This is a genomic window from Streptomyces bikiniensis (genome assembly GCF_000716625.1).
Lineage (GTDB): Bacteria > Actinomycetota > Actinomycetes > Streptomycetales > Streptomycetaceae > Streptomyces > Streptomyces bikiniensis.
Map to the genome: position 1 here is coordinate 41,099 of NZ_JNXJ01000028.1, position 21,305 is coordinate 62,403.

Genomic DNA, 21,305 nt, shown 5'->3' on the forward strand with positions numbered 1-21,305 from the left:
GGTCTCATGACCACTCTCGTACACGGCTCCGACACGCTCACCCGCGACGCGCTCACGGTCCTCCAGCCCGGCTTCGTCGGCACCACCGCCCCCGACTGGCTGCTCCGCCGCATCGGCGAAGGCCTGTCCTCGGTCGGTCTCTTCGGCCGGAACATCGTCACCCCCGAGCAGCTCACCGCGCTCACCGCGCGGCTGCGGGCCGAGCGGGACGACGTCCTCGTCGCCATCGACGAGGAGGGCGGCGACGTCACCCGCCTGGAGGTCAAGCAGGGCTCCTCCTTCCCCGGCAACTACGCCCTCGGCAGCGTCGACGACGTCGAGCTCACCCGGGCCGTGGCCCGCGAGCTCGGCCGCCGGCTCGCACAGTGCGGAGTGGACCTCAACTGGGCCCCCTCCGCCGACGTCAACTCCAACGCCGAGAACCCGGTCATCGGCGTCCGGTCCTTCGGGCCGGACCCGGACCTGGTCGCCCGGCACACCGTGGCGTACGTCGACGGCCTCCAGGGCGTCGGGGTCGCGGCCTGCACGAAGCACTTCCCCGGACACGGCGACACCAACGTCGACTCGCACGATGCGCTGCCCCGGATCGATGTGGACCTCGCCACACTGCACGCCCGTGAGCTGGTACCTTTCCGCGCGGCCGTCGCCGCGGGTACCAAAGCGGTCATGAGCGCGCATATCCTTCTGTCCGCGCTCGACCCGCACCGTCCGGCCACCCTGAGCCCGCAGATCCTCACCGGTCTGCTGCGCCAGGAGCTGGGCTTCGAGGGGCTGATCGTCACCGACGGCATGGAGATGCAGGCCGTCTCGGCGACGTACGGCATCGAGCGCGGATCCGTCCTCGCCATCGCCGCGGGCGCCGACGCCATCTGCGTCGGCGGCGGGCTGTGCGACGAGGACACCGTGCTGCGGCTGCGCGACGCGCTCGTCGACGCGGTACGGACCGGTGAACTGCCCGAGGAGCGGCTGGCCGACGCCGCGGCGCGCGTGCGCGCCCTGGCGGCCTGGACCCAGGCGCACCGGGCCAGGGGGGCTGGATCGGTGCCGGGCGCGGCAGTGCAGGAGGGGACCGCGCCCGGCGCCGACATCGGACTCGTCGCCGCCCGCCGGGCCCTGAAGGTGACCCGGGGGGAGAAGCCGTACACGCCGGTCACCGGCACCCCCTACGTGGCCTCCTTCACTCCGGTCGCGAACTTCGCCGTCGGCGACGAGACCCCCTGGGGGATCGCCGCGGAGCTGGAGCGCCTGCTGCCCGGCACGGAGACCGGCTCGTACGACGAGACCTCCGCCGACTCGGCCCCGGCCGACGCGGGGGAGCGGCGCGTCGTGGCGGTCGTACGCGACCTCCACCGGCACCCGTGGATGATCCGGGCCCTCGACGCCCTGCTCGCGGCCCGCCCCGACACCGTCGTGGTCGAGATGGGCCTCAACGAGGCGGAGCCCCGCGGGGCCCTGCACATCGCCACGCACGGCGCGGCCCGGGTCTGCGGCCGCGCCGCCGCCGAGGCCGTGGTCGGCACCGGGGCCTGACGGCCGCCCGTACCCGTCCCGTACGAAGGGGCCCGGCACCTGGAGGCAGGTGCCGGGCCCCTCTCACGCTGTCACCGAGGACGCGGGCGGTTTCAGATGCCCTGCCAGGCGGGCTTGTTCGCGAAGGTGTGGCGGAAGTAGTCCGCGAGCTTCAGCTTGGAGGCGGCGGCCTCGTCCACGACGACCGTGGCGTGCGGGTGGAGCTGGAGCGCGGAGGCCGGCACGAGCGCCGCGACGGGACCCTCCACGGTCTGCGCCACGGCCTCGGCCTTGCCCTCGCCGGTGGCGAGCAGCACCAGGTGGCGGGCCTCCAGGATGGTGCCGATGCCCTGGGTGATGACGTGGTGCGGCACCTGCTCGATGTCGTCGTCGAAGAAGCGCGCGTTGTCCACCCGGGTCTGCTCGGTGAGCGTCTTGATCCGGGTCCGGGAGGCGAGCGAGGAGCACGGCTCGTTGAAGCCGATGTGCCCGTCGGTGCCGATGCCGAGGATCTGGAGGTCCACGCCGCCTGCCTCGCGCAGGGCCCGGTCGTAGTCCTCGCAGGCCGCCTGGACGTCCTCGGCGGAGCCGTCGGGCCCCATGAAGGCCTCCGGGGAGAGCCCGAGGGGCTCCACGACCTGCCGGAGCACGGTGGAGCGGTACGACTCCGGGTGCCCGGCGGGGAGGCCGACGTACTCGTCCAGCTGGGCGATCCGGGCCCGCGAGGCGTCCACCGAACCGGCCTTGACCTGGGCGATCAGGGCGTCGTAGATGGGCAGCGGAGTCGAGCCGGTGGCCACGCCGAGCAGCGCGTCGGGCTTGCGGCGCAGGAGGTCGGCGATGCCGTCCGCGATGAGCTCTCCGCCCGCCTTGGCGTCCTTGACGATGACAACTTCCACGCTGTGCCTGCCGATCTGGTGAGGGGCTGGGAAGGGGTCCGGTGGTATAGACCAATCTAAGGGCAAATCTAGCAGAGGAGAGCCCTTCCTCCCATGCCGTTCCGCCCCCCGGACGGCCCCGCTCCCATCGTCTGCCGCCCCCGCCCCGCCGGCCACTCGGCCCCTGCTCCGCCGGCCGCTCGGACCCCGGGTGCGCGGCCCCGGAGGCTCAGGTCAGCGAACCCCCCGTGGCGTCGATCCAGGCCCCCGTCACCCACCGCGCGTCGTCCGAGGCGAGGAAGGCCACCACGTCGGCTATCTCGGCCGTGCTCCCGATCCCGCCCAGCGCCGAGTACCCCGCCGCCCGCGCCCTGGCCTCCTCGTCACCCTCCAGCCACGCCGTGTTGTCCGTCGCCACGATCCCGGGCGCCACCGAGTTGACCGTGATCCCGCGCGGGCCCAGCAGCTTCGACAGGTCCCGCGTGAGGACGTCCAGCGCCCCCTTCGACATCGAGTAGGCGATCAGGTCCGGCATCAGCGCCGTCCTCGTCAGCCCCGTCGACACGTTGACGATCCGGCCCCCGTCCCGCAGCCGCTCCGCGCCGAGCCGCGCCAGGAAGAACGGGGCCTTCGTGTTCACCGCGAAGACCCGCTCGAACTCCTCCTCGGCGATCGTCGCGAAGGGGTTCGACGCGCCGATCCCCGCGTTGTTCACCAGGATGTCCAGCCCGTCCGCCCGTGCGTCGAAGGCCGCCCAGAGCGCCGCCGCGTCCCCCGGCACCCCCAGCTCCTGGCCGAGCGCGAACGCCTCGCCGCCGGCCGCCTCGATCGCCGCGACCGTCTCCTTCGCCGCCGCCTCGTTCGTCCCGTAGTGCACCGCGACCCGCGCCCCGTCGCGCCCCAGTCGCTCGGCGATCCCCCGCCCGATGCCCCGGCTCGCACCCGTGACCAGTGCCGTCTTCCCCGTGAGCACGCCCATGGCGACGCCCCCCTAAATCTGTAGTGGTCGTTACATAAAGACCGTACCCCACTTCCGTAGCGTGCGCTATAGAATTCACTCCATGGTGACGAGACAGCGCGGCCGCCCCCGCTCCTTCGACCGGCCCACGGCCCTGGAGCAGGCCACGATGGCCTTCTGGGAGCACGGCTACGAGACGACCTCCGTCTCGGACCTCACCCGTGCCATGGGCATCAGCGCGCCCAGCCTCTACGCCGCCTTCGGCGACAAGAAGACCCTCTTCGAAGAGGTCGTCGAGACGTACGTCCTCTCCTACGGGGCCTACGGCGGCCGCGCCTTCGCCGAGGAGGTGACCGCCCGGGACGCCGTCGGGCGCATGCTGGGCGAGGCCGCCCACCTCTTCACCGAGTCCGGCCATCCCCCCGGCTGCCTGGTGATCTCCGCCGCGGTCAACTGCTCGACACCCGAGGTCGAGGCGATCCTGCGCGACCGGAGAAACGCCAACCTGGCCTTCTTCGAGGACCGGATCCGCCGGGACGTGGAGGCCGGCGAGCTTCCGGCCGGCACCGACCCGCGCGCCCTCGCCCGCTTCAGCGGCGCCGTCCTCCAGGGCATGTCCCAGCAGGCCCGCGACGGGGCGACGGCGGAGGAGCTCGCGGCCGTGGCCGAGGCGGCGATGCGCGCCTGGCCGACAGGGGGCGCGGGAGAGTAGGTCCGGGAGGGCGAAGGCGCCCCGGAGGAGGAACCGGCCCGGAAACATCCGCAGACCGACCGGCCCGGAAGCACTCGCAGGCGGACCGACCCGAAAACATCCGCAGGCGGACCGGCCCGGAAGCACCTGTAGGCAGACCGGCCCGGAAGCACCCGCAGACCGACCGGCCCCGGAAGCACCCGCAGACCGACCGGCCCCGGAAACACCCGCGGGCCGCGGCGCCCGGCGGGACCCTCAGCCCGCCCGGCACCGCAGCCCGGAGTTTGCCCGGCCGGGGGTGTGCGGTCCCTCGGCCGTGTGGGAGGTCTCGACGCAGTCAGGGCAGAGAGCGCCGGGTACCTCGTTCCACCCTCCTGTGCGGGGAGGATGGAGGCTCTGTTGCGTTCATTGTGGACTAGACCATTCTTGTCTGTCCATCCACAGGAACGCGGTCCTTCCTGGCCCATACTCCAACACGCGGCCCCGGAGATCCAGGTTCACCGCCCCTGAATTCCGCGGGTACGCTCGCACCGTGCCCTCCATGAACGACCTCGTACGCCAGCACACCGCCCTGAGCGACTCCGACCTCGAGTGGCTCCACCTGCTGGTGTCGGAGTGGCAGCTGCTCTCCGACCTCTCCTTCGCCGACCTCGTCCTCTGGGTCCCGACCCTCGACGACACGCGGTACGTCTCCGTCGCCCAGATGCGGCCGAACACCGGCCCCACCTCCTACCAGGACGACATGGTCGGCCATCTGGTGCCGCGCGGCCGCCGCCCGCTACTCGACGCCGCCCTCGACGAGGGCCGGATCGTCCGCGAGGGCGACCCGGAGTGGCGCGAGGAGGTTCCGGTGCGGGTCGAGTCGATCCCCGTGCGGCGCGAGGGCCGGGTCCTCGGCGTCATCGCCCGCAACACCAACCTGCTGACCGTCCGCACCCCCTCGCGCCTGGAGCTCACCTATCTCCAGTCGGCCTCCGACCTCGCCCAGATGATCGCCGCCGGAACGTTTCCCTTCTCCGGCGAGCAGGTCGACATGGACTCCTCGCCCCGCGCCGGCGACGGCCTCGTCCGCCTGGACGCGGAGGGCGTCGTCCAGTACGCCTCGCCCAACGCCCTCTCCGCCTACCACCGGCTCGGCCTCGCCGCCGACCTCGTCGGCCAGCACCTCGGCCAGATCACCGCAGAACTCGCGCCCTCCCGCGGCCCGGTGGACGAGGCCCTGGTCACCCTGGCCTCCGGCTACGCGCCGCGCGAGTTCGAGGTCGAGGGCAACGGCGGGGTGATCCAGCTGCGGGCGATCCCGCTCAAGCCCAAGGGCACCCGCATCGGTTCGCTCGTCCTGCTCCGGGACGTCACCGAACTGCGCCGCCGCGAGCGCGAGTTGATCACCAAGGACGCCACCATCCGGGAGATCCACCACCGGGTGAAGAACAACCTCCAGACGGTGGCCGCCCTGCTCCGCCTCCAGGCCCGCCGGATGGACTCCGACCGGGGGCGCGAGGCCCTCAACGAGGCCGTGCGTCGCGTCGGTTCGATCGCCATCGTCCACGAGACGCTGTCCCAGAACCTGGACGAGCGCGTGGAGTTCGACGAGATCGCGGACCGCGTCATCGCGATGGTGGCGGAGATCTCCCCGGGCAAGGTCACCTGCCGGCGCAACGGTCGCTTCGGCATCCTCGACGCCGAGGTCGCCACCCCGCTCTCCATGGTCCTGACCGAGGTCCTGCAGAACGCCCTGGAGCACGCCTATGCGCCGGGGGAGCAGGGCACGGTCGAGGTCTCCGCCGTCCGCGGCGAGGCCCGGGCCGACGCCCGCCTCCTCATCACGGTCAAGGACGACGGCCGGGGCCTGCCCGAGGGCTTCGACCCGCAGCGGGCCGGGAACCTCGGCCTCCAGATCGTACGGACCCTGGTGGAAGGGGAGTTGGGGGGAACCTTCGACATGCTGCCGGACACCGAGCGCGGTACGAAGGTGGTCCTCGACATTCCCGTGCGGTCCCAGAAGTGATCCCCGCCGCGATCGCGGCGGGGGAGCGCAGGGGAAGCGCAGGGGGAACTGAAGGAGAGCGCGGGGGAACACGGCAGCGAGCCCCGGACCGAAGGGAATTCGGTCCGGGGCTCGAATGCTGTGGGTTACTGCTGCGCGCTGCGACTCAAGGGCGGTGATTGCACACGCGATGTGTGCGCCGCTCGCCTGAGGCTGTAAGTGGGGCGTCAGGCGCTGGCGTTGCGCGCCCGGTTGCGAGCGGCACGGCGCTTCATCGCGCGGCGCTCGTCCTCGCTGAGGCCACCCCAGACGCCGGAGTCCTGGCCGGACTCGAGCGCCCACTGCAGGCACTGCTCCATGACGGGGCAGCGGCGGCAGACGGCCTTGGCTTCCTCGATCTGCAGCAGCGCAGGACCGGTGTTGCCGATGGGGAAGAACAGCTCGGGGTCTTCCTCACGACAAACGGCGTTGTGACGCCAGTCCATGGCTGCTACCTCTCTTGGTATTACGTGCAGGTTGCTTGTGAATGTGAACGCTTTCACGAATCCCTCCGCAAGGGAAGGGCCGACTGCCAGATGAACTGGTGTGGTCCTTGGACTGAGGAGGGGTTCTGACTCTCAGTGGAGGCCGGTCTTGCGGGCCGTCCCGATCGCCAAGAAGAGACTCGCAAACCTCGGCAGCGGATACAACCCCTTCTGGAAAGTTTTTTTTGATTCCTCGGTGTCGGCTAGGTCACAGCCGTACTTCTTAGGGGTGGATGCGCGCCTAAACGTTCGAGTGAAAGGACTTTGGGCCCTTCCACTCACACAATCACACGCAGTGCACGGCGAACGCCTGTGAACGTCACGCTCGTGCGCAGTCCCAGGTGGTCTCCGTCCATCTGGAGGGGGAGGGGGACCTTCGAATGCAAGGTGAAGTCGGTCAGATCGTGCAGGGACACCGCGTGCTTGCCGCGGGGCCCGCGTTCCGGGGACGAGGTGAGCAGCTGAGTGGCGTACCGGGCCACCGCCGGGGTCGAGAGACGGCGCAGTCCGAGCACGTCGAGGGCGGTTTCGAAGGAGGCCTCCGGGGACGCGTACACCGGGCGATTGCCCAGGTAGGTCCAGGGGGAGGTGTTGCAGATTATGGAGAGGACCAGGTCCTCGACGGGCTCCTCGCCCGGCCGCTCCAGGGTGATCGTGCCGCGCCGGCGGTTCGTCTCGCCGAGGAACTGGCGCACCACCTGGCGCAGGTACAGGGCGTGCGTGGATCTCTTGCCGCGCTCCCGCTGCTGTTCGACCCGGCCGATGACGCTCGCGTCGAAACCGAGGCCGGCGCAGAAGGTGAACCAGCGGGACGGCACCGATTCGTCCTCCGTGCCCGGCGTCCCGGAGGCGAGCCCGAGGCTCACCGTCCGTGTCCGCTCCTCACGCAGCGCGTCGAGCAGGGCGCCGGTCGCCTCCACGGCGTCGTTCGGCAGTCCGAGCGCGCGGGCGAAGACGTTGGTCGACCCGCCGGGGACGACCGCGAGGTCCGGTAGCCGGTCCGGATCGGGCCCGTCGTGCAGCAGGCCGTTGGCCACCTCGTTGACCGTGCCGTCCCCGCCGAGGGCCACGACCAGGTCGACGCTCCCGGTCTCGGCGGCCCGCCGGGCCAGGTCGCGCGCGTGTCCGCGGTACTCGGTGGTGACCGCCTCCAGCTTCATCTCGCTGGCCAGTGCGTGGATGAGGACGTCACGGGTGCGGGCACTGGTGGTGGTGGCTGCCGGGTTGACCACGAGAAGTGCGCGCATGGTCGCCAGCGTACCTACCCGGCGGTACCGGGCCCAGTCCGGTCGGTTTCCCGGCACCCGGCCCCGGCGGTCCCGGGGGCGGCCCCGTTACCCTGCCTTCCATGAGCAGTGCGGAGCAGACCCCCCTCGGCGGTACGGAGCAGACCCCGGTCGGTGGTACGGAGCAGACCCCCCTCGGCGGTACGGAGCAGACTCCCCGTCCCATCCGTCTCACCGCCGCGGCGGCCGTGGCCGGCGTCGAGGCGCTCGGGCTCGTCGCCGGGGGCGTGTACATGCTGGTGAACGCCCTGACCGGATCGCCCGGCGACCTCACCGGCGCGCTGACGGGCGCCGTGACGCTGCTCGCGCTCGGCCTGATCCCGCTCGCCGCCGCCCGCGGCCTGTGGCTGTGCCGCTCCTGGAGCCGCGGCCCGGCCGTCATCACCCAGATCCTGGCCCTGCCGGTCGCCTGGCAGATGCTCCAGGCGAACAGCGCCATGATCCCGGCGGGCGCGGTCCTCGGCGTCCTGGCCCTCACCGGGCTCGTCCTCCTGGTGAACCCCGCCACGACCGAGGCGCTCGGCATCCGGCGCCCCGGCCAGGGCACCCCGTGAACGACGTTCCGTGAACGACGCTCCTTGAACGGACGGCGGCAGGTCCTACTCCTCCACCAGGAGCTTCTCCCGCAGCTGGGCGAGCGTCCGGGCGAGCAGCCGGGAGACGTGCATCTGCGAGATGCCCACCTCCTGTGCGATCTGCGACTGGGTCATGTTCCCGAAGAAGCGAAGCAGCAGGATCCGCTTCTCCCGGGGCGGCAGGTCCTCCAGGAGCGGCTTGAGCGACTCGCGGTACTCGACCCCCTCCAGGGCCTCGTCCTCCGCGCCCAGCGTGTCCGCCACCGCCGGCGACTCGTCGTCGGTGTCCGGGACGTCCAGCGAGAGCGTCGAGTAGGCGTTCGCCGACTCCAGGCCCTCCAGGACCTCCTCCTCCGAGATCCCGAGCCGCTCGGCCAGCTCGTGCACGGTCGGGGAGCGGCCGTGCTGCTGGGAGAGCTCGGCCGTGGCCGTGGTCAGCGAGAGCCGCAGCTCCTGGAGCCGGCGGGGCACCCGTACCGCCCAGCCCTTGTCCCGGAAGTGGCGCTTGATCTCACCGACGACCGTGGGGGTCGCGTACGTCGAGAACTCGACCCCGCGCTCCGGGTCGAACCGGTCCACCGACTTGATCAGGCCGATCGTCGCCACCTGCGTCAGGTCGTCCAGCGGCTCGCCGCGGTTGCGGAAGCGCCGGGCCAGGTGCTCCACCAGCGGCAGGTGCATCCGCACCAGCCGGTTGCGCAGCTCCGCCTTCTCGGGGGAGCCCTCCGGCAGCTCGCGCAGCTCGACGAAGAGGGCACGGGCACCGCTCCGGTCCTGCGGGACCGGGACGGCACGGGCCTCCGACGCCCCGTCGGCCCCGTCGCCGCCCCGGGCTCCGGCGTCCCCGGACCCGTCGACTCCGGCTCCAGCGACTCCGTTGACTCCGTTGACCCCGGCCCCGTCGGCACCGCCGACTCCGTTGATCCCGTCGACGCCGTCGCCCCGGACCCCGTCGGCACCGGGCTTCGGGGACCCGGAAGCCTCCGCGGGGACCTCGGGGGCACCTGGTGTCCCGGCACCCTCGTGCTGCTGCTCGTGCTCGCTCATCTGGTCCGCCCGCTCCGTAGCGCCCTCATGCGGCCGCGCCTTCTGCCCGGGGATGCCGGCCGTCGCGTCCCCGCTCCTCACGTCGGGCCTGGCCCCACGCCGCGCTGTTTGTACAGGCTGATCGAGACCGTGCGGTCGTCGGCCACCGACGACTCCACCTTCCCGGCCAGCGCCGACAGCACCGTCCAGGCGAAGGTGTCCCGTTCGGGAGCGCGGCCGTCCGTCGTCGGGGCGGAGACCGTCACGTCCAGCGAGTCGTCGACCAGCCGGAAGACGCAGCTGAGGACGGACCCCGGTACGGCCTGCTGGAGCAGGATGGCGCAGGCCTCGTCGACCGCGATCCGCAAGTCCTCGATCTCGTCGAGGGTGAAGTCCAAGCGCGCCGCGAGGCCGGCCGTGGCCGTACGCAGCACGGACAGATAGGCACCTGCAGCGGGCAGCCGGACTTCCACGAAGTCCTGGGTCCCGGGCTCGCCTGCGATCTGGGACACCCTCACCTCCAAGGTGGCACAAACTCGTTCGGGGCTCGGGGGAGAGGCCCCCGAACCGGGCGGTACGCAGGGGGCTGCGCAGTCCGCCGTGACGCTATCGCGATCCGTCCCGCCGTGTCGCCGTGCGTTTCCCGACCCCGTCACGGCCCGTCACCCATGGTAGGCCCATGGGTGCGGACGGTGGGCGGAGGCCTGTGGACGACGGAACCGAGCGACCGGCGGAGGGGTGACGTACCCAAGCGGGAGCCCGTCGAACCGCGCACCGCGCAACCGTCAGACGATCGCACCGTCCACGAAGCACCAGCGCCACCGCTCGCCCGGCTCGAAGGTCCGCATCACCGGGTGCCCGGTCGAAGAGTGGTGCGCGGTCGCGTGCCGCCCCACCGAGGAGTCGCAGCACCCCACGTGCCCGCAGGTCAGGCAGAGCCGCAGCTGGACCGGATGCGTGCCGTCCGCCAGGCACTCGGGACAGGTGTCGGTCAGCGGCGCCGGTTCGGGGCGCGGCAGTTCGGCAAGGTGCGGGCACTCGCTCATGATGGCCAGGTTACGTCGCGGTACGGACGAGAGGGTGGGCGACGGCATGGACGCACTGCAACTGGTGGGGCTGGTGGCGGCGAGCGCCGCGATCGCGGGAGCGGCCCGCCGGACCCCGGTGCCCGCCCCGCTGCTCCTGGTCGCCGCGGGCCTCGCCGCCTCGTACGTCCCGGGCGTCCCCGACTACACGCTCGACCCGCACGTCGTCCTTCCGCTGATCCTGCCCCCGCTCCTCTACACGGCCGCCGTCGACTCCTCCTACCTCGACCTGCGGGCCAACGTCCGGCCCGTCGCCCTGCTCTCCGTCGGGTACGTCCTCTTCGCCACCGTGGCCGTCGGCTGGCTCGCGTACGTCCTCGTGCCCGACCTGCCGCTCACCGCCGCCCTCGTGCTCGGCGCGGTGATCGCCCCGCCGGACGCGGTCGCCGCCACCGCCATCGCCCGCAAGCTGGGCCTGCCGCACCGGATCACCACGATCCTCCAGGGCGAGTCCCTGGTGAACGACGCGACCGCGATCACCGCCTACCGGGTCGCCCTCGCGGCGGCCGTCGGCGAGGGCATCGGCTGGGCCGGCGGGGTGGCGGAGTTCGCGCTCGCGGCCGTCGGCGGCGTCGGCGTCGGTCTGGTCCTCATGGTCCCCATCCACTGGCTCCGCCTCCACCTGCGGGACTCCCTGCTCCAGAACACCCTCTCCCTCCTCATCCCCTTCACCGCCTACGCGGCCGCCGAGGAGGTCGGCGCCTCCGGGGTCCTCGCCGTCGTCGTGGTCGGCCTCTTCCTCGGCCACCGCGCCTGGCAGGTCGACTTCGCGACGCGCCTCCAGGAGGAGGCCGTCTGGAAGATGGTCGCCTTCGTCCTGGAATCCGCCGTCTTCGCCCTGATCGGCCTCCAACTCCCGTACGTCGTCCAGGGGCTCGGCCGGTACGGCGTGGGCGAGGCGGCCTGGTACGCGGTCGGGGTCTTCACCGCCGTCGTCCTCGTCCGCTTCGTGTGGGTCTACCCGGCGACCTTCCTGCCCCGGTGGCTCTCCGCCCGCGTCCGGGAACGGGAGCCGGGGGTGGACTGGCGGGCGCCGCTCGTCGTCGGCTGGGCGGGCATGCGCGGAGTGGTCTCGCTCGCCATCGCCTTCTCCATCCCGCTCGCCGTGGACGGCGAGGAGTTCCCGGCCCGCAACCTCGTCCTCTTCCTCACCTTCACCACCGTGATCGGCACCCTGGTGGTGCAGGGCCTCACCCTGCCGCCCCTCATCCGGTTCCTGAAGCTCCCCGGCCGCGACCGGTACGCCGAGACGCTGGCCGAGGCGCAGGCGCAGAGCGAGGCCTCACGGGCCGCCGAGGAGCGCCTCGACGCACTCCTGGCGGACGGGCGCAACGCCCTGCCGCCACCCCTCGCCGACCGGCTGCGCACCGTCCTCGACCGGCGCCGCAACGCGGTCTGGGAGCGGCTCGGAGCGGTCAACGAGGCCACCGGGGAGACCGCCGACGACACCTACCGGCGCCTCTCGCGCGAGATGATCGACGCCGAGCGGGAGGTCTTCGTGCGGCTCCGCGACGAGCGCCGGATCGACGACGAGATGATGCGCGTCCTGCTCCGCCGCCTCGACCTGGAGGAGGCGGCCGCCTACCGCGAGGATCCGGACGGCTGAAGCCCGTCCGGGGCGCCCGTGACCACCGCCGCGATCCGGGTGCCCCGGGGGAACGCGCCCTCCTCCGCCAGGGTCACGAGGCCGTGCAGCATTTTGGCCACATATAGTCGCTCGATGGCGAGTTCATGCCGTTCCTCGAAATCCCGTGTGAACGCCTCCAGAGCCGGGGACACGCGCGCGTAGCCCCCGCCGTGGAAGCGCCCGTCCAGGGACCAGTCGCCGCGCGGACCGCCGAACGCCGCCTCCTGGAGGGCGCGGACCTCCCCGCCCAGGAAATCCCCCTTGAGGACCGGGAAGCCGAGGGCCCGCTGCCCGGGGGCGAGACCGGCCGCGAGGCCCGCCAGGGTGCCGCCCGTGCCGCAGGCGACGGCGACCGCGTCCGCCGCCCCCGCGAGCTCCCGGCCCAGCTCCGCGCAGCCGCGCGCGGCGAGCGCGTTGCTGCCGCCCTCCGGGACCACGTACGCGCCCGCGGGGGCGCGTTCCAGGAGCGCCGCGAGGACGGCGGGGTCGCTCTTCGCGCGGTACGTGGCCCGGTCCACGAACTCCAGGCGCATCCCGTCCGCGGCGCACCGCGCCAGGGACGGGTTGAGCGGCCGCCCGGCCAGCTCGTCGCCCCGGACCACCCCGACCGTGGGGAAGCCGAGCAGCCGGCCGGCGGCCGCCGTCGCCCGCAGGTGGTGGGAGTACGCCCCGCCGAAGGTGAGCACGGGCCGCCCGGCCGCCGCCTCCAGGTTGAGCGCGAGCTTGCGCCACTTGTTGCCCGGCAGGTCGGGGTGGATGAGGTCCTCGCGCTTCAGGAGCAGCGTGAGGCCGCGCCGGGCGAAACGTTCGTCCTCCACCGGTTCCAGGGGCGAGGGGAGCCGGGGCCGCAGCCGGGCGAGGTCGAACGCGTTCACGGGGCCATTGTGCCGCCCGCCCCCGCCGGCCCCGGCGACCGCACGTCCCGGCTGCCGCACACGTCCCGGCTGCCGCGCTGCCGCGCCCGTTCCGGCTACCGCATCCGCTCCGCGATCCGCTCCCGCATGGAGGCCATCGTGAAGCCTCTCGGATCCGACTTCCCCGGCTGCCACTCCAGGTGCCCGATGACCGACCGGTGGGTCCAGCCGTGCACCCGGCACACGGCCGCGGCCGCCTTCGCGATGGCGTCCAGCTGGACCTTCGGCCACGGGTCCACGCCGTCCCCGAGGTTCTCGCACTCGAAGCCGTAGAAGTGCCGGTTGCCGTCCGTGGTGGCCTCGTCGTCCGGCGGCAGGCGCCGCTCGGCGATGACCGCCCTGAGCACCTCGTCGTCGCCGAGCCCGGCGTGGTTGGCGCGCCCGTAGCCGACGAGGTGGACCGTGCCGTCCTTGGCGATCACGCCGTGGCAGAGCGGCCCCGGCAGGCCCGCGTAGCCGTCCCGGCAGACGCGGACGGTGCCGGCGGTGCCCCGGGTCACGGTGTGGTGGATCATCACGCCGTGCACAGGTCCCCAGGGGCCCTTGTGGTTGCGGTTGTGGGTGGACCAGTCGCCTACCTGGACGACCGCGAGGCCCTCGGCGCGCAGCGCGGTGAGGAACCTGTTCGCGGACATGGGCGCAGCCATGGCTGACTCCTTCCGGAGGACGGATGGACTTCCGGAGTACCGGAGTCCGCCGCTCCGCCGCCATCCGTTCGGACCGTGTGCGAGCCGATCCGGACAGTCGATCCGGACAGCCGGTCCCGGCGGGGCACGAGGGGCCGCCGCGGCTCGACCGTCCGGATGGAAAAGCGGTGACATGCCCCGCAGGTTTTCGAACAGTCCCACTCGATTGTGTAATGGCGCCGACACGCTGCGTACTGAAAGGCTTCTCCCGCAACTCAGTCATACGAGAGGGAGTTCCATGTCCGTAGGTTCGGTTGGCGACGAGGTCCGCGCGGAGCAGCAGGCGCCGCAGCAGAGTCTCGGCACCGCCGCCGCGCGGAACCTCGCCACGACCACCAAGTCGGCCCCGCAGATGCAGGAGATCACCTCCCGGTGGCTGCTGCGCGCGCTGCCGTGGGTCCAGGTGCAGGGCGGCACGTACCGGGTGAACCGGAGGCTCAGCTACTCCGTGGGGGACGGGCGCGTCACCTTCGTCCAGACGGGCGAGCGCGTCGCGGTGATCCCCGCCGAACTCGGCGAACTCCCCGCACTGCGCGGCTACGAGGACGAGGAGGCGCTGTCCGAGCTCGCGGCCCGCTGCACCCAGCGGGAGTACGCGGCGGGCGAGACCGTCGCCCTCGCCGGCGCCCCCACCGACCGGGTGTACCTCCTCGCCCACGGCCGGATCGAGCAGATCGGCGAGGGGCCGTACGGCGACGAGGCGGTCCTCGGCGTCCTCGCCGACGGCGCCTACCTCGGCGAGTCCTCCCTGATCCACGAGGACGCCACCTGGGAGTGGACCGCCAGGGCCGCCACCGCCTGCACGGTCCTGGAGCTCACCCGGGCCGACGTGCGGAACCTCGCGGACCGGGCCGGCTCGCTCGCCGCCCACCTCGCCACCGTCGCCGCCCTGCCCGAGCAGCGCACCAACAACTACGGCGAGGCCGCCATCGACCTCTCCGCCGGCCACGTCGGCGAGGCCGTCGTCCCGCACACGTACGTCGACTACGACGCCTCCCCCCGCGAGTACGAGCTGAGCGTCGCCCAGACCGTGCTGAAGGTCCACAGCCGCGTCGCCGACCTCTACAACCAGCCGATGAACCAGACCGAGCAGCAGTTGCGGCTCACGGTCGAGGCGCTCCGCGAGCGCCAGGAGTACGAGCTCGTCAACAACAAGGAGTTCGGCCTCCTCTCCAACTGCGACTACGGGCAGCGGATCCAGCCGCACGACGGCGCCCCCAGCCCGGACGACATGGACGAGCTGCTCTCCCGCCGCCGGGGCTCCAAGATGTTCCTCGCCCACCCGCGCGCCATCGCCGCCTTCGGGCGCGAGCTCAACAAGCGCGGTCTGGTGCCCGAGACCATCGACGTCAACGGCAACCGCATCCCGACCTGGCGCGGCGTGCCCATCTACCCGTGCAACAAGATCCCGGTCTCGGACGCCCGTACGACCTCGATCATCTGCATGCGTACGGGCGAGGCCGACCAGGGCGTGATCGGCCTGCACCAGACCGGCATCCCCGACGAGATCGAGCCCAGCCTCTCCGTCCGCTTCATGGGCATCGACGAGCAGGCGATCATCTCCTACCTGGTCACCGCCTACTACTCGGCGGCGGTCCTCGTCCCGGACGCGCTCGGCGTCCTGGAGAACGTCGAGGTCAGCCGCTGGCGCTGAGCCCGCGGCGCCCGGGGGCGGGAGTGGACCCTCCCGCCCCCGGGCGTCCCCGGCCCGCCGCGGCGAACGACCGCCGTGAAGGACGCGAAGGAAGTGACCGTGACCATGACCAGCGCGGATGCCGCCACCGACGGCCAGGGGGCCGCGGCGCTCCTGGACCGGACGCGGACGGCCGTCCAGCCCCAGCTCCGCTCGACCGTCGAGACCCTGCCCGGTTCCATACGCCGGGTCGCGATGTACCACTTCGGCTGGGAGCACGCCGACGGCTCCCCGGCCGCCGAGCAGGCGGGCAAGGCCATCCGGCCCGCCCTCGTCCTCGCCGCCGCCCGCGCGCTCGGCGCCGAGGAGGCCGGGGCCGTGAAGGCCGCGGTCGCGGTGGAGCTCGCGCACAACTTCACCCTGCTCCACGACGACATCGTCGACGGGGACCCGACCCGGCGCCACCGGCCCACCGCCTGGACGGTGTTCGGCATCCCGGACGCGCTGATCGCGGGCGACGCGATGAGCGCGCTCGCCCTGCGGCTGCTCGCCGAGGACCCGCATCCCGCATCGGCGGCCGCCTCCGCGCGCCTCGCGGCCTGCGTCATCGAACTCTGCGCGGGGCAGCAGACGGACTGCGCCTTCGAGCAGCGCGGTCCGCGCGAGATCTCCCTCGACGAGTGCACGGCCATGGCCGTCGCCAAGACCGGGGCGCTGCTCGGCTGCGCCTGCGCCCTCGGCGCGCTCTACGCGGGCGCGGACGAGGAGGAGGTCGCGGCGATGGACGCCTTCGGCCGGGAGGCGGGCCTCGCCTTCCAGCTGATCGACGACCTCATCGGCATCTGGGGGGACCCGGAGCGCACGGGCAAGCCGGCCGGGGCCGACCTGACCGCCCACAAGAAGTCGCTGCCCGTGGTGGCGGCGCTCACCTCCGGGACCCCGGCGGGGGAGGAGCTGGCCGAGCTGTACTCCCGCCCGCTCCACGACGTGGCGGAGGTGCGGGCGGCGGCGGACGCGGTGGAGCGGGCCGGCGGGCGCGACTGGGCCCAGGTGCAGGCGGCCGAGCACATGGGCCGCGCCGTCGAGCACCTGGCGCGGGCGGTCCCGGACCTGGCGGCCGCGGGGGACCTGCTGGCCCTGGCGGAGTTCGTCACCAGGCGCACGCGCTGAGCTCCGTCCCACTGGCAGTAGAGGCAGTGGAGGCAGTGGAGGCAGTAGAGGCAGCGGAGGCAGGCAGCAGGGGCAGCAGAGGCGGTGAGGACGCGAAGGCGGTAAAAGGGCTTGCGTAACCACTACACCTGAACCACTATGGCTGGCGTGGTTGCGGGCGTGGCCCGCTCCTCAGGCCTCTCCGAAGAGGGGGCCCCGACGAGAGGACCGGTTTGCGCAAGCTCACTTACTACATCGCCTGTACGATCGACGGCTTCATCGGCGACCCCGAGGGCGACGCATCGTCCATGTACAAGTACGTGGACGAGGCGTACCTCCAGTGGATGAACGCCTCGTACCCGGAGACCGTCCCCACCCAGGGCCGGGAGGCCCTCGGCATCGACGGCCCCAACGAGCGCTTCGACACGGTGATCCAGGGGATGGGCTCGTACCGGATCGCCCTGGACGTGGGCATCACCAGCCCCTACAACCACCTGCGCGAGCTCGTCGCCACCCACTCCCTGGCCGAGTCGCCCCACCCGAACGTCGAGCTGATCCACGACGACCTCGTCGGCCGCGTCCGCGAACTCAAGGCCGAGGAGGGCCCGCTGGACATCTGGCTCTGCGGCGGCTCCACCGTCGCCGGCGCACTCGTCGACGAGATCGACGAGCTGATCATCAAGACCTACCCGCAGGTGTACGGCAGCGGCATGCCGATGTTCGGCGTCGGGTTCGAACCCCGGGACTTCGAACTGGACGACGTCCGCGCCTTCGACAACGGCGTGCTCGTCCGCCGGTACTCCAGGAAGCGGTAGCGCCCGCGTACGGAGGCGGGGGCGGACGGGGGCCGTGGGGCGCGGAAGCCGCGACCCCGCATGCGACCGGCAAGAACGACGAGATCGGGAGAAGTCCGGCCACCGGGTGGCCGGGCGCGCGGTGGAGCCGGTCATACCGCTACAGTCCGCGCATGTCATCGGAGTCGACAGAAGTCTGGACCGGCTGGTACCGGGACCGCAGCGGCGCGGAAGCGATCGTCATCACGGCCGACGGGCGGCGCGTAGCCGTCCGGATCAGGGGGACCGAGTACGCGGGCGAGAGCTTCGCCGCGCTCGTCGCCGCCGACGGGCAGGCCCTCACCGGCTGCGTCCTGGAGTGGGACCTGCCGCTCCCCGTCGTCGTGGACGGCGTCTCCCAGCAGGCCACGCTGAGCTGCCTGCTGACGCTCGGCGAGCGGTCCGACCTCAGCCTCGCGCTGCACTACGGCGGCGCCGCCTTCGAGGCGTGCGTCGCGGGCGGCGACTTCGAGGGGGCCCTCGCCCGGGTCCGGCGCCAGCTGCCGCCCGGCGCGGACTTCGGCCGGCCCCTCCTCCAGCCGGCCTGACGGCCGAAGGGCCTGCGGAAACGGGAACAGGGCCGGGACCGGAAACGGGAACAGGGCCGGAAACGGGAACGGGAACGGCGGCGCCCGGGGAGGGACGCCGCCGTCGTACTCGTACCCCGGCTCCGTCAGTTCTTGAAGGCCGAGGCGAGGCCGTAGCGCCACAACTGGTCGACGCGCGCCCGCTCCTGCGCGTTCGGCTGGGCGTTCCGGCAGGACGGGCCGGGGCCGCCGCCCGACATCAGCTCGCTGCACGGACCGCTGTAGCGGTCCGGAAGGCCGAGGACGTGCCCGGTCTCGTGGGCGGTCACCCGGGTCGAGTCGTACTGCTGGTTCTGCCGGTAGTCGAGGAAGATGTAGCCGCTGCCGTGGCCGTCGGTGCTGGCGTACGAGCCGCGGGAGTCGTTCCCCTCGTAGTAGCGGAAGTCGGGGTTGCTGCCCTCGACGAGCCGGACGTTCACCACCGAGCTGTTCCATATCTGGGTCGAGCGGGCGATCTGGGTGCGGAAGCTCGGCGCGTTGGCGGCGCTGTAGACGACGGTGACGGCGGCCGCGCCGGGGGCGGCGGCCCGCTTCTTCGCCACCGACTTCACGACGGCGTCGAAGAAGGCCTGGTTGGCCCGGGCCTCCTCGGCCGAACCGGCGTACGCCACGGCGGCGGCGCCGGCGGACGCGGGCCGGTCGTCGGGCGCGGCGACGGCCGGGGCCGCGCCGAGCGAGGCGGCGAGACCGAGGCCGAGGGCGGTGGTCAGCGCGGCTTCGAGGACCTTGGGATGACGCATGGGGGGGCTCCTCCTGTGTGGGGTTGGGGAGAGTCTGGAGGGAGCCGGGGCGTACGGGGATGATGCCAACCACCGATAGCCCCACCGCATCACCGCCCCCCTTCCTGTCAACGGCCTTGGAATGAAAGGTGATCGAGGGGTTCCGGGTATCTGGTGCGTCTCAGGGAGCCGCCCTACCCTCGGGGCATGGAGCTGGAGGTGAGACATCTGCGCGCGCTCTGCGCCATCGCGGACGCGGGCAGCCTGCACAAGGCGGCGCGGCAACTGGGCATGAGCCAGCCCTCGTTGACCACCCAACTGCGCCGGATCGAGAACTCCCTGGGCGCCGAGCTCTTCTCGCGCGGCCGCACCGGCTGCCGCCCCACCCCGCTCGGCCGCTCGCTGCTCAGCCGGGCCCGCCCCCTGGTCGCGGACATGGCCGCGCTCGTCACCGAGACCCGGGCCGCGGCCGCCCGCGCGGCCGGTCCCGGGCTCCGCGTCGGCTCCACCGCCAGCCGGGCCCTCCCGGGCTGGCTGCGCCGGCTCCGCCAGCGGCTCCCCGGCACCGAGGTCGGCCTGCGGGTGGACGTCTCCGCCCACGCGCTGCTCCGCATGGTCGCCGCCGGTCAGCTCGACGTCGCCTTCGTGCACGAGGTGGAGGGCTGTCCCCTACAGGTCCCCGAGGGCCTCACGGAGCGGGTCCTGGTCGCCCGCGAACCGCAGTTCGTCTCCATGGCCCGCGACCACCCGGCCGCAGCCCGGCCCGTCGTGGACCTCGCCGACCTCGCGGACGACCACTGGATGGTCGACCCGACCGTCGACGGCGAATGGGACGGCCTGCGGCGGGTCCTGCACGCCGCCGGCATCGACCCGCCGCTGCTGCACGGCGACTACCACACGGCCGCCTCGCTCATCGTCCTCGGGGAAGCCGTCGCCCCCTGCCAGCCGACCTCGGGCCCGCGCGACGACATGGCCGTCCGTCCCCTGCGCGGCGACCCCCTGGCCGTACGCCTCCTCCTGTACGCGCGCCCGGGCGCGCCGCTCGACGTCCTGTACGCGGAACTCGCCGCTTCCTACCGCGAGGCGGCCCTGCGGGCGGCCCCGTACCGCGAGTGGTTACGGAGCCGGGGGACGACGGCGGAGGTGTGGGTGGGCCCGTGCCTGACGGCGGTGTGAGCGTCCGGGGAGAGCTTTGCGGGTTCTGTGGAGCGCCCCGGAGGCCCTGCGGCACACTCCAGCAGCCCTGCGACGCGCCCCGGGGGTCCTGCGATGCGCCTCGAAAGCCCCGCGACGCGCCCCGGAAGTCCCGTGGCGCGGCCGTCGCGCGTCGCCGCACACTCGCCGGATGATCGTTCTGCACCCCGTCCTGGAGGGCCACCCCGCCGACGGCTTCGGCCTGTGGCCGGTGGCGGCTCCGGACCGGATGCGCGGCCCGGCGGCGAACGTCCGAGCGTCTCGTACTCCCCGACCGGTTCGGCCCGTGGTGCTCCCCGCCCGCCGTTGGGATCAGTCCAGTGGCGGCCAGGGCCCGTCCAGCAGGCGGCCCGCCTCCTCGACGATCCGTTCCGCCAGGTGTTCCCGGGCTCCCCGCCGGATCGCCGCCGGGTCGTTGTGGGCGTCGGTCCTCTCGACCAGTGGCTTGAGCTGCCGAGGGCGGGCCAGTGCGTTCCATCCTTCGTACGCGATCAGGTCGCCGCCGGCGCCGGGGTCCAGGCTGCCGTTCACGATCAGATGGAGCCACCAGCGGACGAGCTCCCAGCGGGCCGCCTCCCACGGGAGGTCGGTGGTGTCGGACGGGAGTTCCTGGAGCAGGCCGAGTTCGCCCAGCACCTGGTCGAAAAGGGCGTCGGCCTGCTCGTGCTCGGAGCGGGACAGGCCGGCGAGGAGGGGAAGGGACTCCGTCTCGACGTCGAGGACCAGGGCCGTGAGGCCGGCTTCAACGAGCTGCTCGGGGTGGTGTCGGCGGCCGATCAGGCGTTCCAGGGCCAGCATCCGGATGCAGTCGACGGCCTCCTGCGCGGTCACGGCGTACGGAGAGAACGGCGTGGGCGCGGTGACGTCGACACCCGGCCCGCCCTCCACGAAGTACGACCAGAAGTCGACGGTCGCGTGGGCGCGGAGGCCGCTCGGCCGGCCGGCGAATTCGTGGTGGACGTAGTCGGCGAGGTCGTTCCCGTACAGGATGATGTCGGTCTGGTGGACGGACAGCACGGGATGGCCGTGCTCGCCCGCCGTGCCGGGCAGGTAACGGTGCCCGTAGACCGGGACCAGCCGCGGCGCGCTCTCCAGTTCGTTCCTCGCGGCGCGCAGTGCCTCGGACGTCTCCGCCGGCCTCGACGGCCAGGCAGGATGCCAGAACCGGTTGTGCTCCACGTCGAAGAGCACGCCCTCCACCGGCCGCGCCAGGCGCCCGGCCAGGTCCTCGGGGTCGCCGTCGCGCCAGTCGGGCCAGCCCGACGAGCCCCGCGGGAGCCCGGCGGCGAGGAAGACCCGGTGGTCCGCCGCGAAGGTGAAGCCGAACCGTGTCTCGACCGCGTCGAGCTCCTGCTCGGTGAGGCCCGGACCGATTTCGGTTCGAAGCATCCCCTGCAGGGCGCGGGCGGCTTCCGGGGTCAGTCGTGGGGGCGGCGGTGTGTGC

21 protein-coding genes are annotated in these 21,305 nt (G+C 72.8%); 10 read left to right on the forward strand and 11 right to left on the reverse strand.

Annotation, left to right across the window (positions count from 1 at the left end; translation table 11 throughout):
• Positions 1 to 6: 6 nt before the first annotated feature.
• Complete coding sequence (locus tag OO47_RS21750) at positions 7 to 1,530, forward strand: glycoside hydrolase family 3 protein (RefSeq protein WP_030207342.1); 1,524 nt, start codon at positions 7 to 9, stop codon at positions 1,528 to 1,530.
• 92 nt (positions 1,531 to 1,622) lie between these two features.
• Here the strand turns inward: OO47_RS21750 and nagB are convergent, their stop codons facing one another.
• Both nagB and OO47_RS21760 read right to left on the reverse strand, forming a co-directional pair.
• Positions 1,623 to 2,408 carry a glucosamine-6-phosphate deaminase gene (gene nagB, locus OO47_RS21755; protein ID WP_030207344.1) on the reverse strand — a complete coding sequence of 262 codons (786 nt, stop codon included), beginning with the start codon at positions 2,406 to 2,408 and terminating at the stop codon, positions 1,623 to 1,625.
• A 208-nt stretch (positions 2,409 to 2,616) separates the two neighbouring features.
• Positions 2,617 to 3,366 (reverse strand): SDR family oxidoreductase, encoded by a 750-nt coding sequence (locus OO47_RS21760; protein WP_030207346.1) that lies wholly within the window; start codon positions 3,364 to 3,366, stop codon positions 2,617 to 2,619.
• A gap of 82 nt (positions 3,367 to 3,448) precedes the next feature.
• Here OO47_RS21760 and OO47_RS21765 point away from each other — a divergent pair, with 82 nt between their 5' ends.
• Both OO47_RS21765 and OO47_RS21770 read left to right on the forward strand, forming a co-directional pair.
• Positions 3,449 to 4,057: a TetR/AcrR family transcriptional regulator gene (locus tag OO47_RS21765; RefSeq protein WP_033209903.1), complete on the forward strand. Its 609-nt coding sequence runs from the start codon at positions 3,449 to 3,451 to the stop codon at positions 4,055 to 4,057.
• 520 nt (positions 4,058 to 4,577) lie between these two features.
• Complete coding sequence (locus tag OO47_RS21770; protein ID WP_030207353.1) at positions 4,578 to 6,044, forward strand: sensor histidine kinase; 1,467 nt, start codon at positions 4,578 to 4,580, stop codon at positions 6,042 to 6,044.
• 206 nt (positions 6,045 to 6,250) lie between these two features.
• Here the strand turns inward: OO47_RS21770 and OO47_RS21775 are convergent, their stop codons facing one another.
• Together OO47_RS21775 and OO47_RS21780 are read right to left on the reverse strand one after the other, a co-directional pair.
• Positions 6,251 to 6,508 (reverse strand): WhiB family transcriptional regulator, encoded by a 258-nt coding sequence (locus tag OO47_RS21775; protein WP_003953983.1) that lies wholly within the window; start codon positions 6,506 to 6,508, stop codon positions 6,251 to 6,253.
• Positions 6,509 to 6,825: 317 nt separating this feature from the next.
• Positions 6,826 to 7,794, reverse strand: coding sequence for a diacylglycerol/lipid kinase family protein (locus OO47_RS21780; RefSeq protein WP_030207356.1), 969 nt, complete (start codon positions 7,792 to 7,794; stop codon positions 6,826 to 6,828).
• 101 nt (positions 7,795 to 7,895) lie between these two features.
• On the opposite strand from OO47_RS21780, the gene OO47_RS21785 reads away from it, so the two are divergent.
• Entirely contained in the window at positions 7,896 to 8,387 is a 492-nt protein-coding gene (locus tag OO47_RS21785; protein WP_051715361.1) for a hypothetical protein, read from the forward strand.
• Between the two features lie 45 nt (positions 8,388 to 8,432).
• Here the strand turns inward: OO47_RS21785 and OO47_RS21790 are convergent, their stop codons facing one another.
• The 3 genes from OO47_RS21790 to OO47_RS21800 form a co-directional block, all read right to left on the reverse strand.
• Positions 8,433 to 9,455, reverse strand: coding sequence for an RNA polymerase sigma factor SigF (locus OO47_RS21790; RefSeq protein WP_407696336.1), 1,023 nt, complete (start codon positions 9,453 to 9,455; stop codon positions 8,433 to 8,435).
• Between the two features lie 77 nt (positions 9,456 to 9,532).
• Complete coding sequence (locus OO47_RS21795; protein WP_030207365.1) at positions 9,533 to 9,946, reverse strand: ATP-binding protein; 414 nt, start codon at positions 9,944 to 9,946, stop codon at positions 9,533 to 9,535.
• 273 nt (positions 9,947 to 10,219) lie between these two features.
• Positions 10,220 to 10,480 carry a UBP-type zinc finger domain-containing protein gene (locus OO47_RS21800; RefSeq protein ID WP_030207368.1) on the reverse strand — a complete coding sequence of 87 codons (261 nt, stop codon included), beginning with the start codon at positions 10,478 to 10,480 and terminating at the stop codon, positions 10,220 to 10,222.
• A gap of 46 nt (positions 10,481 to 10,526) precedes the next feature.
• Between OO47_RS21800 and OO47_RS21805 the strand changes: the two genes are divergently transcribed.
• Complete coding sequence (locus OO47_RS21805; protein WP_030207371.1) at positions 10,527 to 12,125, forward strand: Na+/H+ antiporter; 1,599 nt, start codon at positions 10,527 to 10,529, stop codon at positions 12,123 to 12,125.
• Here the strand turns inward: OO47_RS21805 and OO47_RS21810 are convergent.
• Positions 12,101 to 13,021 carry a 1-aminocyclopropane-1-carboxylate deaminase/D-cysteine desulfhydrase gene (locus tag OO47_RS21810; protein WP_030207374.1) on the reverse strand — a complete coding sequence of 307 codons (921 nt, stop codon included), beginning with the start codon at positions 13,019 to 13,021 and terminating at the stop codon, positions 12,101 to 12,103. The two genes, OO47_RS21805 and OO47_RS21810, sit on opposite strands and share 25 nt — an antisense overlap.
• A 95-nt stretch (positions 13,022 to 13,116) precedes the next feature.
• On the reverse strand, positions 13,117 to 13,707 hold the full coding sequence (locus tag OO47_RS21815; protein ID WP_030207377.1) for a peptidoglycan recognition protein family protein: 591 nt from the start codon (positions 13,705 to 13,707) through the stop codon (positions 13,117 to 13,119).
• 277 nt (positions 13,708 to 13,984) lie between these two features.
• Here OO47_RS21815 and OO47_RS21820 point away from each other — a divergent pair, with 277 nt between their 5' ends.
• The 4 genes from OO47_RS21820 (at position 13,985) to OO47_RS21835 (ending at position 17,909) form a co-directional block, all read left to right on the forward strand.
• Complete coding sequence (locus OO47_RS21820) at positions 13,985 to 15,400, forward strand: family 2B encapsulin nanocompartment shell protein (RefSeq protein ID WP_030207380.1); 1,416 nt, start codon at positions 13,985 to 13,987, stop codon at positions 15,398 to 15,400.
• 105 nt (positions 15,401 to 15,505) lie between these two features.
• Entirely contained in the window at positions 15,506 to 16,549 is a 1,044-nt protein-coding gene (locus tag OO47_RS21825) for a family 2 encapsulin nanocompartment cargo protein polyprenyl transferase (protein ID WP_030207383.1), read from the forward strand.
• A gap of 212 nt (positions 16,550 to 16,761) precedes the next feature.
• On the forward strand, positions 16,762 to 17,343 hold the full coding sequence (locus OO47_RS21830; RefSeq protein WP_030207386.1) for a dihydrofolate reductase family protein: 582 nt from the start codon (positions 16,762 to 16,764) through the stop codon (positions 17,341 to 17,343).
• A gap of 152 nt (positions 17,344 to 17,495) precedes the next feature.
• Positions 17,496 to 17,909 (forward strand): DUF6304 family protein, encoded by a 414-nt coding sequence (locus tag OO47_RS21835; RefSeq protein WP_030207389.1) that lies wholly within the window; start codon positions 17,496 to 17,498, stop codon positions 17,907 to 17,909.
• A gap of 125 nt (positions 17,910 to 18,034) precedes the next feature.
• Here OO47_RS21835 and snpA read toward each other — a convergent pair whose 3' ends face one another.
• Complete coding sequence (snpA, locus tag OO47_RS21840) at positions 18,035 to 18,688, reverse strand: snapalysin (protein ID WP_030207392.1); 654 nt, start codon at positions 18,686 to 18,688, stop codon at positions 18,035 to 18,037.
• A gap of 186 nt (positions 18,689 to 18,874) precedes the next feature.
• Here snpA and OO47_RS21845 point away from each other — a divergent pair, with 186 nt between their 5' ends.
• Positions 18,875 to 19,843, forward strand: a complete 969-nt coding sequence (locus OO47_RS21845; RefSeq protein ID WP_199812321.1) for a LysR family transcriptional regulator — start codon at positions 18,875 to 18,877, stop codon at positions 19,841 to 19,843.
• A gap of 330 nt (positions 19,844 to 20,173) precedes the next feature.
• Here OO47_RS21845 and OO47_RS21850 read toward each other — a convergent pair whose 3' ends face one another.
• Positions 20,174 to 21,250, reverse strand: a complete 1,077-nt coding sequence (locus OO47_RS21850) for a hypothetical protein (protein ID WP_030207399.1) — start codon at positions 21,248 to 21,250, stop codon at positions 20,174 to 20,176.
• Positions 21,251 to 21,305 lie beyond the last annotated feature (55 nt).

Coding starts and splice junctions, on each gene's coding strand:
- OO47_RS21750 (WP_030207342.1), top strand. CDS start 7: ATGACCACTCTCGTACACGGCTCCGACACGCTCACCCGCGACGCGCTC.
- OO47_RS21760 (WP_030207346.1), bottom strand. CDS start 3,366: ATGGGCGTGCTCACGGGGAAGACGGCACTGGTCACGGGTGCGAGCCGG.
- OO47_RS21765 (WP_033209903.1), top strand. CDS start 3,449: ATGGTGACGAGACAGCGCGGCCGCCCCCGCTCCTTCGACCGGCCCACG.
- OO47_RS21770 (WP_030207353.1), top strand. CDS start 4,578: ATGAACGACCTCGTACGCCAGCACACCGCCCTGAGCGACTCCGACCTC.
- OO47_RS21775 (WP_003953983.1), bottom strand. CDS start 6,508: ATGGACTGGCGTCACAACGCCGTTTGTCGTGAGGAAGACCCCGAGCTG.
- OO47_RS21780 (WP_030207356.1), bottom strand. CDS start 7,794: ATGCGCGCACTTCTCGTGGTCAACCCGGCAGCCACCACCACCAGTGCC.
- OO47_RS21785 (WP_051715361.1), top strand. CDS start 7,896: ATGAGCAGTGCGGAGCAGACCCCCCTCGGCGGTACGGAGCAGACCCCG.
- OO47_RS21790 (WP_407696336.1), bottom strand. CDS start 9,455: ATGAGCGAGCACGAGCAGCAGCACGAGGGTGCCGGGACACCAGGTGCC.
- OO47_RS21800 (WP_030207368.1), bottom strand. CDS start 10,480: ATGAGCGAGTGCCCGCACCTTGCCGAACTGCCGCGCCCCGAACCGGCG.
- OO47_RS21805 (WP_030207371.1), top strand. CDS start 10,527: ATGGACGCACTGCAACTGGTGGGGCTGGTGGCGGCGAGCGCCGCGATC.
- OO47_RS21815 (WP_030207377.1), bottom strand. CDS start 13,707: ATGGCTGCGCCCATGTCCGCGAACAGGTTCCTCACCGCGCTGCGCGCC.
- OO47_RS21820 (WP_030207380.1), top strand. CDS start 13,985: ATGTCCGTAGGTTCGGTTGGCGACGAGGTCCGCGCGGAGCAGCAGGCG.
- OO47_RS21825 (WP_030207383.1), top strand. CDS start 15,506: ATGACCAGCGCGGATGCCGCCACCGACGGCCAGGGGGCCGCGGCGCTC.
- OO47_RS21835 (WP_030207389.1), top strand. CDS start 17,496: ATGTCATCGGAGTCGACAGAAGTCTGGACCGGCTGGTACCGGGACCGC.
- snpA (WP_030207392.1), bottom strand. CDS start 18,688: ATGCGTCATCCCAAGGTCCTCGAAGCCGCGCTGACCACCGCCCTCGGC.
- OO47_RS21845 (WP_199812321.1), top strand. CDS start 18,875: ATGGAGCTGGAGGTGAGACATCTGCGCGCGCTCTGCGCCATCGCGGAC.
- OO47_RS21850 (WP_030207399.1), bottom strand. CDS start 21,250: ATGCTTCGAACCGAAATCGGTCCGGGCCTCACCGAGCAGGAGCTCGAC.